Genomic DNA, 15,135 nt, shown 5'->3' on the forward strand with positions numbered 1-15,135 from the left:
TTAAAGCCGCTTGGTTGTCTAAGCACAAATTACTTTTTAGCCTTATCTTGGGGCAATTCAAAACCGATGGCTAGGCTACCATGCGTTTTATTTTTTATCGTTTGTCCAACTTACTATCAAGGACGCTAATCAATTCTTGACGAACTTCCTTACTTGGAATTTCTGTAATAACAGCTCCCAAGAAACCACGAATCACCAAGCGTTCTGCTGTTTTCTGATCAATACCGCGACTCATGAGGTAATACATATCTTCTGGGTCGACTTGACCAATCGAAGCGGCATGGCCAGCCGTAACTTCATTTTCATCAATTAAAAGAATAGGATTGGCATCCGAACGAGCCTTGTCTGATAACATTAGGACGCGACTTTCTTGTTGAGCATCTGCGCCTTTCGCTCCTTTAACAATATGACCAATACCATTAAAAGTCAGTGTGCCACGCTCTAAAATAACCCCATGTTGTAGAATATGACCAACAGAGTTACGACCGTAGTTAGTCACTCGGGTATCAATCCCTTGGATTTGACGTCCTGACGATGCAGCAACAACCTTAAGATTAGCATGACTTCCACTTCCAACAAGGTCTGAGTCAAAATCACCAATAACGTGTCCTTCATTCATGACACCCATTGCCCAGTCTACTGAACTATCATTATCATGTTTAACACGACGGCTGATGTAGGCTGTTATATTTTCGCCCAGCCTATCAATAGCTGAATAGGAGACTTGACTGCCACTACCTGCGATAATTTCAACAGAGATATTAGCGCTTGTTTTTTCAGTTTGATTGCCAATGCTTTCGAAACGTTCGATGTAGCTGAATTTGCTATTTTTACCAGCAATAATCAGAACATGTTTATTAAAAGGAACATTGCTGTCACTGTCTTGTAGATAAATGCCTTCAAGAGGTGTCTTGATTTCCATATTATCTGGAATATATAGAACAGCGGCACTATTAAAGTAGGCATAGTTGTAAGCCGCTAGTTTGTCTTCATCGTAAGCAAGAGCCGCCCCAAAGTTCTCCTCAACAACCTCTGGGATTTCTTCCAAAGCAGATGCCAAATCCGTAAAAACAACCCCTTTTTGAATGAGTTCTGCTGGTAATTGTTCTAGGAGAGTTTGCGTGCCTAGCTGAACAAGTTTAGGATTGTCTCCCAAGGCTGTGAAATCAGGAACATTGGCTGAAAAGTCATTTTCAAAAATTGTGCCATCCCCAAGATTCCAACGATGAAATCGAACACGCTCAATGGTCGGCAAGGGTAACTCTTCTAGTTTAGCAAAAGCAGCTAGGCGACGTTCTTGCAGCCAGATGGGTTCAGCTTTAGTTTGTGAAAAAGCCAAAATCATTTCTTTTGTCATTTATTGTTTATCCTTCTTATCTCCTAAAAAATCCGCAAGAATGATTTCATAGCAGTCTGTCTTTGACGTCTCACCTGTCGGAACAAAGCCTTGCTTCGTCCAGAAATTAGCAGCAACTTCATTCGTTGCCACATACCCTAGCCGAACTCTATCAAAGCTTTGTACTAATTGAAATACCGCTTCTTTTATCAAGCGACTACCAATTCCCCTACTTTGATACTCCCTATCCAGCATGAACAATCCGATAAACGCCGTGTGCAAATCTGGATAGCCTTCTACCAAATCCAACGCAGCAATCAGCTTTGCCTTATCAAAATACCCAAGAAAATACTTATTTTTAGGTTTGATATTGGGAGGAAGCTTGGTCATATCCATATGAACTGATGCCAGCGTCGGTACTGGTGGGCAATGTTTAAAATAGTAAGGATTGGTATTATACAACTGTAAAACATCTTGACTATCTGATTCTGTCAAGAGACGAATCTCATAGTTTTTTGACAAACTTTGAAAATCTATCATTCCATGCTTATCCTTCAATCTCTTCGTGATAATCGATGCCCAGTTCTTCTGCTACTTTAACGTAACCTTCTTTTTCCAAACGCTCTGCCAATTCAGGACCGCCTGAAAGAACCACACGACCTTCCATCATCACATGAACCACATCTGGTGTGATGTAGTTAAGCAGGCGTTGGTAATGGGTAATAATCATGGCGCCAAAACCTTCGCCACACATTTCATTAACCCCTTTTGACACCACTTTTAGGGCATCAATATCAAGACCTGAGTCAATTTCATCAAGAAGGGCAAACTTAGGCTCAAGCATCAGAAGTTGCAAGATTTCATTACGTTTTTTCTCACCGCCTGAGAAACCTTCGTTAAGGTAACGTTCTGCCATCTCTTCTTTCATACCAAGAAGTTCCATCTTTTGATCCAATTTAGTAATAAAATCTCGGACAGAAATTTTATCCGCATCTTCTTTACCAGCATTCATAGCTGCGCGGATAAATTCAGCATTGGTAATGCCTGGAATTTCAGAAGGGTACTGCATGGCTAAGAAAAGACCTAGCTGGGCACGCTCATCCACTTCAAGCTCCAAGATATTTTGACCATCAAAGAGAATTTCACCTTCTGTAACATCATAATTGGGATTTCCCATGATAGCAGCTGATAGGGTTGATTTCCCAGTTCCGTTAGGTCCCATAATGGCTGCAATTTCACCTGTTTTTAGGGTCAAGTTGAGACCTTTTAAGATTTCTTTATCTTCGATAGACACATGAAGATTTTTTATTTCAAGTACAGACATGACTACTCCTTTTTTAGGTGTTGATACTCTTTGAAAATCAAATTTAGACCTTGTTGACTTGATTTGATAGACTTCAGTTCTATCTGCTATCTGTGTCGCCTAGTCTGATTTTGATTTTCTTTCATTGAGTATTATGACTTCATAATTGAATTTACAGACAATTTTTTCAATCTATTTTATTGTAACAAAAAAAGCCAACAAAGGGCTTTCCTCGAGATTTATTTTTTCTTTCTATCTTGCCATTTTTGCAAACTTGCCTGTCGGTAGTCACTATTACCAATGAATTTAAGCATATTAAACAAGGGTGTCCGATGTTCTCCCAAAATCTCCAGACTTTCTATAAGGACTTCCAAGGCAAAGAGTAGACCGATCATCAGTAAAATGCCACCCAGTCTGCTTGAGATATTCAGTAAAAGTGCAATCAGAGAGAAAATGATTGCAATACCGTAGACGACGAGAACCGCGCCACGATGGGTGAAGCCCATGGCTAAAAGACGATGATGTAAGTGCATTTTATCTGCTTCGGAAATTTTGCGACCAGATAGTTTTCGGCGAACAATCGCAACAGCCGTATCAACAATGGGCACTCCTAAAATAATGACAGGCGTCACAACCGCAACTGCAGTCGAGTTTTTTAAGCCCTGCAAGGAAAGAACACCCATCATAAAACCGATAAAAAGAGCTCCCGTATCTCCCCCATAAATAATGGCGGGGTGATAATTATAAGGGAAAAATCCTAAAATCGATGCCATGAGCAGAAAAATTGTGATGGTCAAAAACAGTTCAACTTGTGGTAAAAAGAAGTAAGAAACAATCCCCATAGTCCCCAATGAAATCATAGAGACACCTGCTACTAAACCATCTAGACCGTCAATTAAGTTGATAGCATTTGTAATGGAGACAATCCATATGATGGTCAATATACAAGTTAGAGTTGGTCCAAATTCAATCATGGGACCACCAAAAGGTAGCTTGAAACTATCAAAACGAAAGTCTGTGTAAGCCCAGATAATAACTGCGCCAAGCACGATACCAATCATTTTCTTCTTAGCTGAAATTTCAAAAACATCATCCAGATAGCCTGTTGCTGTCACAATAGCAGCCCCTACAAGAACAGGTAGAATATAGTCAAAATAAGGAATATCTGATTTAACCTGCGCTGTCACCTTAGGCAAAATAAACAGAGCCACCGTCAAAAAGGCTAAAAAAACAGCTAGCCCCCCTGCACTAGGCATGGGTACCTTATTGATACGACGAGCATTGGGCTGATCAACAGCTCCCACTCGAAGTGATAAAAAGCGAACCAATGGCGTCAAGGTGAGAGATAAAAGAAAGGCTCCAATCAAAGACAAGACAAGGGATAACTCAAATGGCAACATTTAGTTCACCTTTATATCCTCTAATTCAGTTACAGCGTATCCATCAAGCAAACGGATGCCATGCTCTTGAAGGTAGGCTCTTGTTTTTGGAGCATGTCTACTGTGTTCTAACAATCGAGCATGGACAAGATTGGCATAATAGGCTGGCTTATTTTCTAAACCGACTAAAATGGTCATATAGTATTGACCGGCTAGCTTGTACAACTCTGACGCTTCAATGTCAAAATCAATGGCTTTTGAAAAAATTATCGCTTCTTTCAAAGTGGGAAAACTAAGAACATAATGCGTGTAAGTCAGCTCTTCAGTATCATTCTCAGAGTCAGTAGCTACCGTTGCCGCCCCTTCAGGCTCAGAAGTCATTTCTGACATCGCCGATTCTACCATGGCTTCCATTTGTTTTAATTTCTCGTGAGCCTCAGTATCACCCTTTTCCAACATTGATTTCTCCAAGGTTTTAAAGAATTCATCTGGTGACATTTGAGAAACATCTCCAAAATCTGCTAGGTCTTCTAAGTTGAGTTCTTTATCAATTTCTGACTTTGTCACAAAGACGTCCAACCGATCCTTCTTAGGAGTCACACGAAAACTTAACATACCGCTATTTTTAAAATTATCTGGCAGGTCAAGTTCGTCCATAACGGTATAGAAGAATTCTTCCGTTTTCTCTTGAGGAATGAGAAAATCTTTTAACTCCATTCCTCTTTCTTCCAAATCTTCCATACTAATCGTAATTTTTAACGTCGTTTCGCTAATCTGTTTCATTTCCATTACATAGGCACCTCATACGCGTTTTACCTCCTATTATACTAGAATTATAAGGCATTTTCAATTTTACACCTACGTTTACTAGAACAGGATTAAAAGCATGCCACAAAAGACGCCTAAAAGGTAACCAACCAAAACATCTTTAGGATAATGCACACCACCAAGTACCCGACATATCGCCAATCCTAAAGTCATCATCAGTAGCAAAATGCCTAGCCAAACAAATTGCGCAAGAAAAGACATGCTGATGACACTAGCAGAAAAAACATGGCGACTGGGGAATGATTCTCCCAGTCCATCACGGCTCATGATTGGGCTGGTATGCCATCTTTCATAAGGTCGAGGCTGGTTAATCACCTTCCGAAAAACTGAGATAAGCAGAAAAGATAGCCCTGGCACAAGGATCGTTTTCCACAAATCTTGACGATTTTCCATATAAAGAAAAATCAAAAGCACAGGATAGAGCAAGTACATCAGCTTTGTCACAAACCAATTGTATCCTAAAATGATAGGCGTCAATCTGGGATAGGTCTCTAGGATCTTCAGAATTTTCCCGTAAAACGCATCATAATCTTTCACTCAAACACCCAACCTTTCTACATAATCACACGCCAACTCCACCAACTTAAAGAAAGTGTTCCCATTTCACACTATCGTCATGGCGTAACCTTTCGATTTTAAGGCTAGCTTCCCATAGGTCGTTTTTGAAAAATTCTTCTTAGAGCACGTCCAAAAAAGCACCTCATCTACTACAGCTACCCTTTCAAGCTCTAGTTTGATGATAGGCATGCGCTCGCTAACGTCTCTGGCTGTCCAAGGATGGATCGTAAAAATGGCGTTGTGCTTGCTATCAGAGTCCTGATTGAACCACTTTGGAACTGCCAGCCTAAACAGACCCTCGGCTGACAAAATCTGACAAGTAAGCTCAAGTCCAAACTTATCTTTTATCAAATTCTGACAAAAAAATGGGAGATTATCGCGAGAACTTCTAAAAATAATATTTTCAGAATTGATACAGGTTTTAACGTCCATACACCCAGCTCCTTCCATAGCAGACTTTAACTCAGCCATAGAAAGGCAGTTTTTCCTACCAACATTGCTGCCTCTTAATAAACAAATATAGGTTTTCATATGACCTTTTTCTATTTTATAGCCAAATGAATTAACTTTGATACATGATCAGTTTCGACTTGCCCTACTCATACTCAATGAAATTCCAAAGCAGACTAGGCGACACAGATAGCAGATAGCAGATAGCAGATAGAACTGAAGGTTATCAAAGCAAGCCAACAAGGTCTGGTTTAAATTTTCGAAGCGTATCAAGTGCTGTTTCGCGTCTTTTTCTGTTCCTTGTCTGAAAGTCAGTTGACTATATCTTTTCTTTTATTTTACCACATGATGAGACTACGCTGTTGTTCACATCAAAAAATCACCCAGCCAGGCTAAGTGAATTCTCTATTGGTATTGGGTCAAATCTTGCTTCATAAGAAAATGATAAACATCACCATAAAGCCCTTGATATGGAATATCATGACCGTTAAAATTGACCCTTGTCACCTTAAAAAAGTCAGGAATATCATGCCAGCAAGATTGCTGCGACTGGACAAAACTGTTGTAATTATCAAACGTCACTTGTTGCGGACGATTTACCCCATCCATATAATCAATAACAATCATCACAAACTCCTAGTTCTCATATTTGTCAAAAACCTCTTGCGGTGTCTTCCCTTTGGCAATCCAGTCCACCAACTTATCCAACCGACGGATTTCCTGCATCAAAGGGTCTTCCAGTGTCTCGATCTGAACGCCACAAATCTTACCTGTAATATTAGTGCGATTAGAATGATAACAAGGCGCGTTTTTGAAAAATTCTCCGTAAGTCAGCTCACTTTCCAGAAAGTCACCAAGTTGCGCAGTCGAATAGCCAGTTAACCAAGCGGCCACTTTATCCACATCGGCTTTGGTCTGGCCTTTTCGTTCAGCTTTTGCAATAAGTGCCCCATAGACACTGGCAAAACTCATCTCATAAATACGTTTATGCATAAAATCCCCTTTTTATAAATTCAAGATGCCATTCAAGTTTTCAGCCATAGCCAATTTAACCAAGTTGACAATTTCTTCTCAACTCCTTCCAAAGAGAGTTGATTTAAGAATTGCATTTGTTGCAACATTGACTATACTGCTTTATAGAAACCAAGAAAGCTGTTGTTACCGTGACTGTGAGACATACCTGCTACCAGAAGGCAAAAGGTTGTTAACTTTGTTTAAGAGCCCTGTTTCTTCAGAAGCAGCTTTTGTCTTAGCACCTTTGAGCTAAAGCGGGTTTGGTTAATAGAGTATTCAGCACGTCAATTGGGACGGCTAACAACTAGCTGTTTAAGAGCCATCGCTTCTTGGAAAAAGGCTGTTTTTCTGCAGGATGGGTAGGCTTTCAGTAAGAAGATAACCACTAGTGATATAGGTTTCCTTCACATCTTGTTGTTTTGCCTAACCAGAGTAAGCTTTTTTACCTCAACTTGCCCTCTTACCGCTAGGGTTTTGCCGACTTTCACAAATCCAACAAGGATTAAATCGTATTCTAGTCTTCTCTTTTCTTCTTTTAGAGTTACTAGATAATTTAAGAATAACACTTTGAAAAAAACTTGTCATAAAATGGCTACGTTTTAACATTTTTTGCTTTTTTAGCTTTACGTTGCACTGTCAGATACTCTATGACATCCGTAGGGAGTTGACAAACAATATTAATAATCATTTTTCTTTTATAGAATTCACCAAATTCTGCTAAAATTTTGTTATAATAATTTCTTTAAAAAGAGAAAGGTCAGGGACACATGACAAAACAAGCTTTTGATTCAGAGAAATATTTGAATTTGCAACGTGATCACATTATCGAGCGTATTAATCAGTTTGATGGTAAGCTCTATCTGGAATTCGGTGGCAAAATGTTGGAAGATTTCCATGCTGCCCGCGTTCTACCTGGTTACGAACCCGATAACAAGATTAAACTTCTTCAGGAACTCAAGGAGCAAGTTGAGATTGTTATCGCCATCAATGCCAACAACATCGAACATTCAAAAGCACGTGGTGATTTGGGCATTTCTTACGACCAAGAAGTTTTCCGCCTAATTGATAAATTCAAAGACCTCAACATCTATGTTGGTTCTGTTGTCGTGACTCAGTATGCTGGTCAAGCAGCGGCTGATACCTTCCGTAAAGAACTGGAAAAACACGGTATCGCTTCCTACCTGCACTATCCAATCAAAGGCTATCCAACTGATATGGATCATATCATCTCACCAGAAGGAATGGGGAAAAATGATTACATTAAAACCAGTCGTAATTTAGTGGTCGTGACAGCACCCGGTCCTGGTTCTGGTAAATTAGCAACCTGCATGTCAAACCTCTACCACGATCAGCTCAACGGTGTCACATCTGGTTACGCTAAGTTTGAAACTTTCCCTGTATGGAATCTCCCACTCCACCACCCCGTCAACTTAGCCTATGAAGCAGCAACTGCTGACCTAGATGATGTTAATATGATTGATCCCTTCCACTTGGAATCCTACGGCAAAACAACTGTCAATTACAACCGTGACATTGAGATTTTCCCTGTTTTAAAGCGCATGCTAGAACGTATCTTGGGTAAGTCACCTTACGCTTCGCCTACTGATATGGGGGTTAACATGGTGGGCTTTTCCATCATTGACGAAGAGGCTGCTATCGAAGCGTCTAAACAGGAAATTATCCGCCGTTATTACCAAACTGTGGTTGAAGCCAAGGCTGAACGCGTTCCAACAACGGCTGTTCAAAAGATTGAGTTGCTCATGAACGACATTAATGTCAGTCCAGCTGATCGAAAAGTCGCCATAGTTGCTAAAGAAAAAGCGAAACAGACAAGTGATGCTGCTCTGGCTTTGGAATTGCCAACTGGTGATATCGTGACCGGTAAGACTTCTGAACTTTTTGGACCATCAGCAGCTGTTATCATCAATGCCATCAAAAAATTAGCTGGCATTGACAAAGCCACTCACCTCATCAGTGCAGACTACGTCAAACCAATCCAAGATCTCAAAATTGACCATCTCGGTAGTAAGAATCCTCGACTTCATTCCAGCGAAATTCTCATCGCCTTAGCCATCACAGCTATGGAAAATGACGATGCTAAAAAAGCTATGGAACAATTGGGTAACCTTAAAGGTAGCGAAGTGCATTCAACAGTGATTCTGCCAGAAGAAGATAAAAATGTTTTCCGTAAGCTAGGCACCAATGTGACCTTCGACCCTGTTTACTCAAACAATACTCTTTATCGTAAATAATAAAAATGCCTCTCGCAGCTTAGCAAGAGGCATTTTTATTAATCTTTAACCAATCCTTCAATAACTTGATCATTTGAAAGACTAGCTAATAACTAAGTTGGAATCAAAAGTTTTGAATGAACAAAACCTCCTCCGATGACTAACTGATCTTATTCTAAGATACTACTATTATCAAAATTAAGTAATCAGACGAAAAAACGGCTGGGCTAATCGAGCCAAATGGCATTTGCGTTGCTTCTAGGACAACATTCAAATCAGCAAACCCGACTTTAGAAGCATCAAGCGATTGTTTAGTCCTTTATGCTTATCTTATATAGTAGCGTTGGTTTTAGCTTTCCTACCATAAGCTACCAAAAGTGAGGCATAACGCTCGTCTTCTCCCCTACTACCTTCGACTACAAGACAGTTAAGCATTTCTTCATGGGCAAGACCGTACTCTCTATTTAGACTGTCTCTATCGGCAAATTCAGAAGTTATTTCAGCTACCTTAATATCGCGACTCAAGGTATGCTCTTGAATAAAATCATACACCCACTTGGGATGAGATTACTAGTTATAGTTTTTTTGACTTAACTTTGATACATGGTCACTTTCGACTTGCCCTACTCATACTCAATGAAAATCAAGTACTGTTCTGCGTCTCAACTCCTTGTTCTGAAAGTTAATTCATTTAACTATCGTTCTGTGATAGGAGTACATACTAAGACGCTATTATTTCTTTTCTGGGGGTTAACCTAAATTAGCAATGGTGCAACCTGAACCGCCAGCGTTTTGTGGGGCATAACCGAAGCTTTTGACGTGTTTGTTTTTGCGGAGGTATTTGGTAACAGCTTCACGGATAACTCCTGTTCCGATACCATGAATAATATCGACCTGCGCCATGTTATTGAGCAGTGCCTGATCAATAAAGTCATCCAAGGCTTGCATGGCTTCCTCATAGCGCTTCCCTCTTAAATCTAGGCGAGCACGAGGTCCTCCTCCAGATCTCTTGGCTTTTTTGACCACTGACACTTGTTTTTTCTTAGGTTTTTGCGCTTCCTCTTGAACTTTAACCAAGTTAAATTCATCCTCTTTGAGGGTCATCTTAATTAAACCGACTTGGGCTTCCCAAGTTTTATCCTTAATTTGATGGGTCAAGGTTCCGCGTTGACCATAGGCTGTCACTACAATGTCATCACCCACACGTGGGGCTCTGAGTTTTTTGGCTTTTTTTAAGACCTTATTTTTCGATAAATCAACCTGAGGAGCTAATTTTTTCAATTCAGACTTAGCTTCAATGATTTCGTGTGGCTTTAACTCAGCTTTAGCATGAAGATTTTTTAGAATCTCTTCACTTTCTTGTAGCGCTAAATCAACCAGGTCACGCGCCTCTTGGTGGGCTTTTTCCACTTCACGATCACGCTCGTGCGAGAAATCGTTGTAAAGTTTTTTTACCGCTCGGTTAAACTTGAGGTTTTCTTGCTCTACTTCTTTGATATGGTCCAGACGTTTTCTCGTTTCAAGAGTTTGTGCTTCTAATTTTGCGATGATACGGTTGACATCACCGTCAGTGTCTGTCATATTTTCGGCATCAGACACAATCACTTCTGACAAACCAAGTCTGCGGGCAATCTCAAAGGCGTTGGATCTCCCAGGAACCCCCTGCATGAAGCGATAAGTCGGACGCAGTGTTGCCGTATCGAACTCCATACTGGCATTTTCTACAAACTTCGTCTCAATCCCGTAGGCTTTAAGCTCTGGATAGTGAGTCGTAGCCATAGTCTTAATCTGACCGAGGCGCAGATGTTCCAAAATAGCCATGGCAAGGCTAGCCCCCTCTTGAGGGTCAGTACCTGCACCCAATTCATCAAAAAGCACTAGGGAATCTTGATCTGCCGCTTCCAAAATTTCCACGATATGGGTCATGTGACTTGAGAAAGTCGATAGGCTTTGCTCAATAGACTGCTCGTCGCCTATATCAGCGAAAATCTGGTTAAAGACCGTTACTTTTGACCCCTTATCAGCCATGATTGGCAAACCAGATTGAGCCATTAGTTGCGCTAGACCAAGCGTTTTTAACATAATGGTCTTACCTCCGGTGTTGGGACCTGTGATAACAATGGCTGTCAAATCTCTGGTAAAGCGCAAATCATTGGCGACTGGATTTTGAAGTAGAGGATGAAAGACATTGATCAAATTGATGCTCTTATCACTTGAAATTTCAGGAACATTGGCTTTTTTCTCACGCATGAAAAGGTATTTGGCACGAACAAAGTCCAAGTGACCTAAAATCCAAGCGTTATTTCTGATGGCATCAGCATGCGGGCGTAACATTTCCGAAAAGTCATGAAGAATCTTAGACATCTCATGTCGTTCATCTGCTTGCAGCTGGGTAATCTCTTCATTTAGCGCAACCACTGCACGTGGTTCAATGTAAACTGTATTTCCCGAGCTTGAAATATCGTGAACAACTCCTGAAATACGATTGCGGTAGGTATTTTTAACAGGAAGAACGCTACGCCCATTACGACTGGCAATTAGACTCTCGGATAGGTAATCCGCTTGTTTTTTCAAAACATCTTGCAACACTTGGCGCACCTGTGCTTCATTGGTTGTAATCTGACGACGGATTTTTTCCAATTCTGGGCTAGCAAAATTTTCTAAAAAACCGCCATCATTTACCGACTGCAAGGCGCCTTGTAGTTGGGGGAAGCCTACCAAATTCTCAAAAAGACGCTTGAGGGCAGAGAGCTCTACATTTTCCAAATCCTGATAGAAGTGGGTCATGTCTGCTGTAACAGCTAACACCTTTTTGATGGCAATAAGTTCTGGGATATTGAGGTCAGCTTCCAACTCTAAGCGCCGAATGCTTTCTGAGATAGCGGTCAGACTGCCTAAGGCGAAGCCATGATTTTCCACAAAAATGGTGGCCATTTCTTCAATTTCGATAAATTGTTCTTTTATCTTGTCTGCCTTAAAAAGCGGCATCAAGTGCTGTAATTCAGCTAGACCCTGTTCAGTTTGAAGATAGGGAACAAATAAATCCCTCACTTTTTCAAATTCTAACTGTTCTAAAATTCTAGTATTCATAGGCTATATTATAGCATAAATCTAGTTTCACATGACTTAGAAAACCGCCCAACAAAAGCTAAAGGTGTCGCTAAAACAGCCTTTATGCTATAATATTTGAGAGGTATTTTCATGACAAAAAAGAATCGCTACAAATTTGTTTTTGGGGATCGCCCCTTAACATTAACAACTGATAAAGATAATCTCTTCATGGAAGAGGTAGAACGTGTTGCCAAAGAAAAATACGAGGCTATTCGTGAAAAATTGCCTGAAGCAGACAATGAAACCTTGGCAATCTTACTAGCCATCAACGCCTTATCAACCCAACTAAGCCGTGAGATTGCTATTGAAGATATGGAGAATGAATTAGCTGATTTGAGAGCACGTTTTCTAGATGAAAAGACGGTCGAAAGCCTTAACGAAACTGAGGTTGACCTATGATCACACTCTTGCTCTTAATTATCTTGGCTTGGAGTTTCTACATCGGCTTTTCACGAGGCATCTTTCTACAAGCTTTTTATACTATTGGGAGCTTAGTAGCCTTGGCTCTTGCTAAAGCCTACTACCAACCACTAGCTAAAGTTCTCTACATCTGGGTTCCTTACGCCAATCCGACCGAAGGATCACACATCTATTTCTTTAAGGATGTTGATGTCTTCTCACATGATTTAATTTTCTACGCTGGAGTTGCTTTTCTTGGTGTCTACACCCTTGCTTATGCTGCTACTCGCTTCTTAGGTGTGCTGCTTCATCTCGCTCCACTTGAGCGCTTTGATTGTAAGACCAACAACATCATAGCAGGTCTCCTATCTTGCCTTGTTGTTTGTTTTACTTTAAGTATGGGATTTACTATCCTAGCAACTATTCCTTTTGATAATATCCAACGGACTTTATCAGGAAATGGATTGGTTCGTTTCTTAATCGAAGATTTTCCATTCTTTTCCTCTTATATAGAAAATCTTTGGATAACTCAAATTGTCAAATAGTCAGAGAGAAAGATTATTTGCTATATACAGATTGGAGAAATTGTCCATTTTGGACATGTTTCTCCAATCTTTTTTCTTTGCAACAAAAACATTAAAATAATAGTGTTTCTAAACGTTTCATTATTTCCATCTCCCCATAAAATTTCCCAAACCATCACCTTTTAAGGAGTTGTCTACCGTCTGTTTGCTATTGCTGTTATGGGAGATAAGATTCTTGTGACCTATACTACAACGGTTAAACGTAAAAGCTAGCAATTGAAACATTTCGTAAAGTTACGTTATAAAGATAAAATTCAGCTTGAAACGTTATACTCAATGAACATCGAAATCAGACTAAGCGAAACCGTTTCAGATAGAACTGAAGTTCAGCAAATCAAGAAGATCTAAAGTTGATTTTCAAAGAGTACTAAAACAAAAAAATCTAAGTTTTCATCACCTAGCTAATCAATTTGAAGTTAATTAGCCGCTTTGAGAGATAGGTTATCAATCTTGCTCTTATTCATGGAAGAAATGATCAAGCAGCTATCAAACAGTAGGATACTTCTTGCCACCTACCACCAAATAAACACAGTGCCTTTTCACCTCTTGAATTGAAGAATAAAGTCTTATCTTAAACGTTTATTAGCTACAATTTATAGTCAAGTGGATAAACTGTGATACATCGTCATTTTCGCCTTGCCCTACTCAAGCACTATTACACGTCTTAGCTCCTTATCTGAAAGTTAATTCATTTGACTATACCTAACAGGACAGGAAGCTGCTCGCTTGAGTTCTCTTTATTGATGTTTCAGATGACATTGGTGCTAAGCCTAGAATAAGGTGACTAATTCATTCTTCCAAAATTCTTTAAAAGCGTTTTTATGGTATAATATTCAAGAATGTACACTAACTTTTATTTACCCTTTGGAAATCAATTTTTCAATGACTAAAAAATTAAGGAGTAACTATGACCAAACAAACAATTGCTGTCTTGGGTCCCGGTTCATGGGGTACCGCATTGGCACAGGTTCTGAATGATAATAATCACGAAGTTCGTATTTGGGGAAACATCACCGATCAAATCGATGAATTAAACCAAAAACACACTAATACACGCTATTTTAAAGACATTACTTTAGATAAAAACATCATTGGCTACCACAATCTTTCCGATGCACTTGATGGGGTAGATGCCATTCTCTTCGTTGTACCAACTAAAGTAACACGCTTGGTTGCCAAACAAGTTGCTGAGGCTTTAAATCATAAAGTTACTATTATGCATGCTTCTAAAGGTCTTGAACCTGGTACACATGAGCGACTATCTACGATTCTTGAAGAAGAAATCCCAGCAGACTTACGTTCAGAAATTGTTGTTGTTTCTGGTCCAAGCCACGCCGAAGAAACCATCGTTCGTGATATAACGCTAATCACAGCTGCTTCTAAAGATTTGGAGGCAGCTAAGTATGTGCAAGAGCTCTTCAGCAATCACTACTTCCGTCTTTACACAAACACTGATGTTATCGGTGTGGAAACAGCAGGTGCCCTTAAAAATATCATCGCCGTCGGTGCAGGTGCCCTTCATGGTCTTGGATATGGTGATAATGCCAAAGCTGCAATTATCACTCGTGGTTTAGCAGAAATCACTCGACTCGGTGTTGCTATGGGAGCAAGTCCACTTACCTACAGCGGACTTTCTGGTGTTGGAGACTTGATTGTTACAGGTACTTCTGTCCACTCTCGTAACTGGCGAGCAGGGGATGCTCTAGGTCGTGGCGAAAAATTGGAAGATATTGAAAAAAATATGGGGATGGTTATCGAAGGTATCTCAACAACAAAAGTTGCCTATGAACTCGCCCAAGAATTGGATGTTTACATGCCAATCACTAGCGCTATCTACCGTACCATTTATGAAGGAGCTGACATCAAAGAAGCCATCCTTGATATGATGTCAAATGAATTTCGCTCAGAAAACGAGTGGGCTGACTAAGTTAAGTAAAGTAGA

The 15,135-nt window shown here is 40.1% G+C and carries 15 protein-coding genes; 4 read left to right on the plus strand and 11 right to left on the minus strand.

Annotation, left to right across the window (positions count from 1 at the left end; all coding sequences use genetic code 11):
• Positions 1-94: 94 nt before the first annotated feature.
• The 9 genes from sufD to A3IA_RS0107030 all read right to left on the minus strand — a co-directional run bounded on the left by sufD (position 95) and on the right by A3IA_RS0107030 (position 6,847).
• Positions 95-1,357 (minus strand): Fe-S cluster assembly protein SufD, encoded by a 1,263-nt coding sequence (gene sufD, locus A3IA_RS0106990; protein ID WP_018380610.1) that lies wholly within the window; start codon positions 1,355-1,357, stop codon positions 95-97.
• Positions 1,358-1,876, minus strand: a complete 519-nt coding sequence (locus A3IA_RS0106995) for a GNAT family N-acetyltransferase (protein ID WP_018380611.1) — start codon at positions 1,874-1,876, stop codon at positions 1,358-1,360.
• Between the two features lie 7 nt (positions 1,877-1,883).
• Positions 1,884-2,660 carry a Fe-S cluster assembly ATPase SufC gene (gene sufC / locus A3IA_RS0107000; RefSeq protein WP_018380612.1) on the minus strand — a complete coding sequence of 259 codons (777 nt, stop codon included), beginning with the start codon at positions 2,658-2,660 and terminating at the stop codon, positions 1,884-1,886.
• A gap of 218 nt (positions 2,661-2,878) precedes the next feature.
• Positions 2,879-4,039, minus strand: a complete 1,161-nt coding sequence (locus tag A3IA_RS0107005; protein ID WP_018380613.1) for a glycosyltransferase family 4 protein — start codon at positions 4,037-4,039, stop codon at positions 2,879-2,881.
• Positions 4,040-4,807: an adaptor protein MecA gene (gene mecA / locus A3IA_RS0107010; RefSeq protein WP_018380614.1), complete on the minus strand. Its 768-nt coding sequence runs from the start codon at positions 4,805-4,807 to the stop codon at positions 4,040-4,042.
• 78 nt (positions 4,808-4,885) lie between these two features.
• Positions 4,886-5,290 (minus strand): phosphatase PAP2 family protein, encoded by a 405-nt coding sequence (locus A3IA_RS0107015; protein WP_242258629.1) that lies wholly within the window; start codon positions 5,288-5,290, stop codon positions 4,886-4,888.
• A gap of 159 nt (positions 5,291-5,449) precedes the next feature.
• Positions 5,450-5,935 carry a DUF1697 domain-containing protein gene (locus A3IA_RS11970; protein WP_051072808.1) on the minus strand — a complete coding sequence of 162 codons (486 nt, stop codon included), beginning with the start codon at positions 5,933-5,935 and terminating at the stop codon, positions 5,450-5,452.
• Positions 5,936-6,259: 324 nt separating this feature from the next.
• The gene (locus A3IA_RS0107025; protein ID WP_018380617.1) at positions 6,260-6,481 is read right to left on the minus strand and encodes a DUF4649 family protein; all 222 of its coding nucleotides are present in this window, start codon (positions 6,479-6,481) and stop codon (positions 6,260-6,262) included.
• A 9-nt stretch (positions 6,482-6,490) separates the two neighbouring features.
• Positions 6,491-6,847 carry a DUF2200 domain-containing protein gene (locus A3IA_RS0107030; protein WP_018380618.1) on the minus strand — a complete coding sequence of 119 codons (357 nt, stop codon included), beginning with the start codon at positions 6,845-6,847 and terminating at the stop codon, positions 6,491-6,493.
• A 788-nt stretch (positions 6,848-7,635) separates the two neighbouring features.
• On the opposite strand from A3IA_RS0107030, the gene A3IA_RS0107035 reads away from it, so the two are divergent.
• Complete coding sequence (locus tag A3IA_RS0107035; protein ID WP_018380619.1) at positions 7,636-9,120, plus strand: DUF1846 domain-containing protein; 1,485 nt, start codon at positions 7,636-7,638, stop codon at positions 9,118-9,120.
• Between the two features lie 309 nt (positions 9,121-9,429).
• Here A3IA_RS0107035 and A3IA_RS13470 read toward each other — a convergent pair whose 3' ends face one another.
• Together A3IA_RS13470 and A3IA_RS0107045 are read right to left on the minus strand one after the other, a co-directional pair.
• Complete coding sequence (locus A3IA_RS13470; protein ID WP_244862334.1) at positions 9,430-9,651, minus strand: YbaK/EbsC family protein; 222 nt, start codon at positions 9,649-9,651, stop codon at positions 9,430-9,432.
• Positions 9,652-9,849: 198 nt separating this feature from the next.
• Positions 9,850-12,189 carry an endonuclease MutS2 gene (locus A3IA_RS0107045; protein ID WP_018380621.1) on the minus strand — a complete coding sequence of 780 codons (2,340 nt, stop codon included), beginning with the start codon at positions 12,187-12,189 and terminating at the stop codon, positions 9,850-9,852.
• Positions 12,190-12,300: 111 nt separating this feature from the next.
• Between A3IA_RS0107045 and A3IA_RS0107050 the strand changes: the two genes are divergently transcribed.
• The 3 genes from A3IA_RS0107050 to A3IA_RS0107060 all read left to right on the plus strand — a co-directional run bounded on the left by A3IA_RS0107050 (position 12,301) and on the right by A3IA_RS0107060 (position 15,120).
• A complete protein-coding gene (locus A3IA_RS0107050) occupies positions 12,301-12,609 on the plus strand; it encodes a cell division protein ZapA (protein ID WP_018380622.1) in 309 nt (102 codons plus the stop codon).
• Complete coding sequence (locus A3IA_RS0107055) at positions 12,606-13,154, plus strand: CvpA family protein (protein ID WP_018380623.1); 549 nt, start codon at positions 12,606-12,608, stop codon at positions 13,152-13,154. Before A3IA_RS0107050 ends, A3IA_RS0107055 begins: the two co-directional genes overlap by 4 nt.
• Positions 13,155-14,100: 946 nt before the next feature.
• Positions 14,101-15,120 (plus strand): NAD(P)H-dependent glycerol-3-phosphate dehydrogenase, encoded by a 1,020-nt coding sequence (locus A3IA_RS0107060; protein WP_018380624.1) that lies wholly within the window; start codon positions 14,101-14,103, stop codon positions 15,118-15,120.
• Positions 15,121-15,135: the final 15 nt, after the last annotated feature.

Source organism: Streptococcus thoraltensis DSM 12221, assembly GCF_000380145.1.
GTDB lineage: Bacteria > Bacillota > Bacilli > Lactobacillales > Streptococcaceae > Streptococcus > Streptococcus thoraltensis.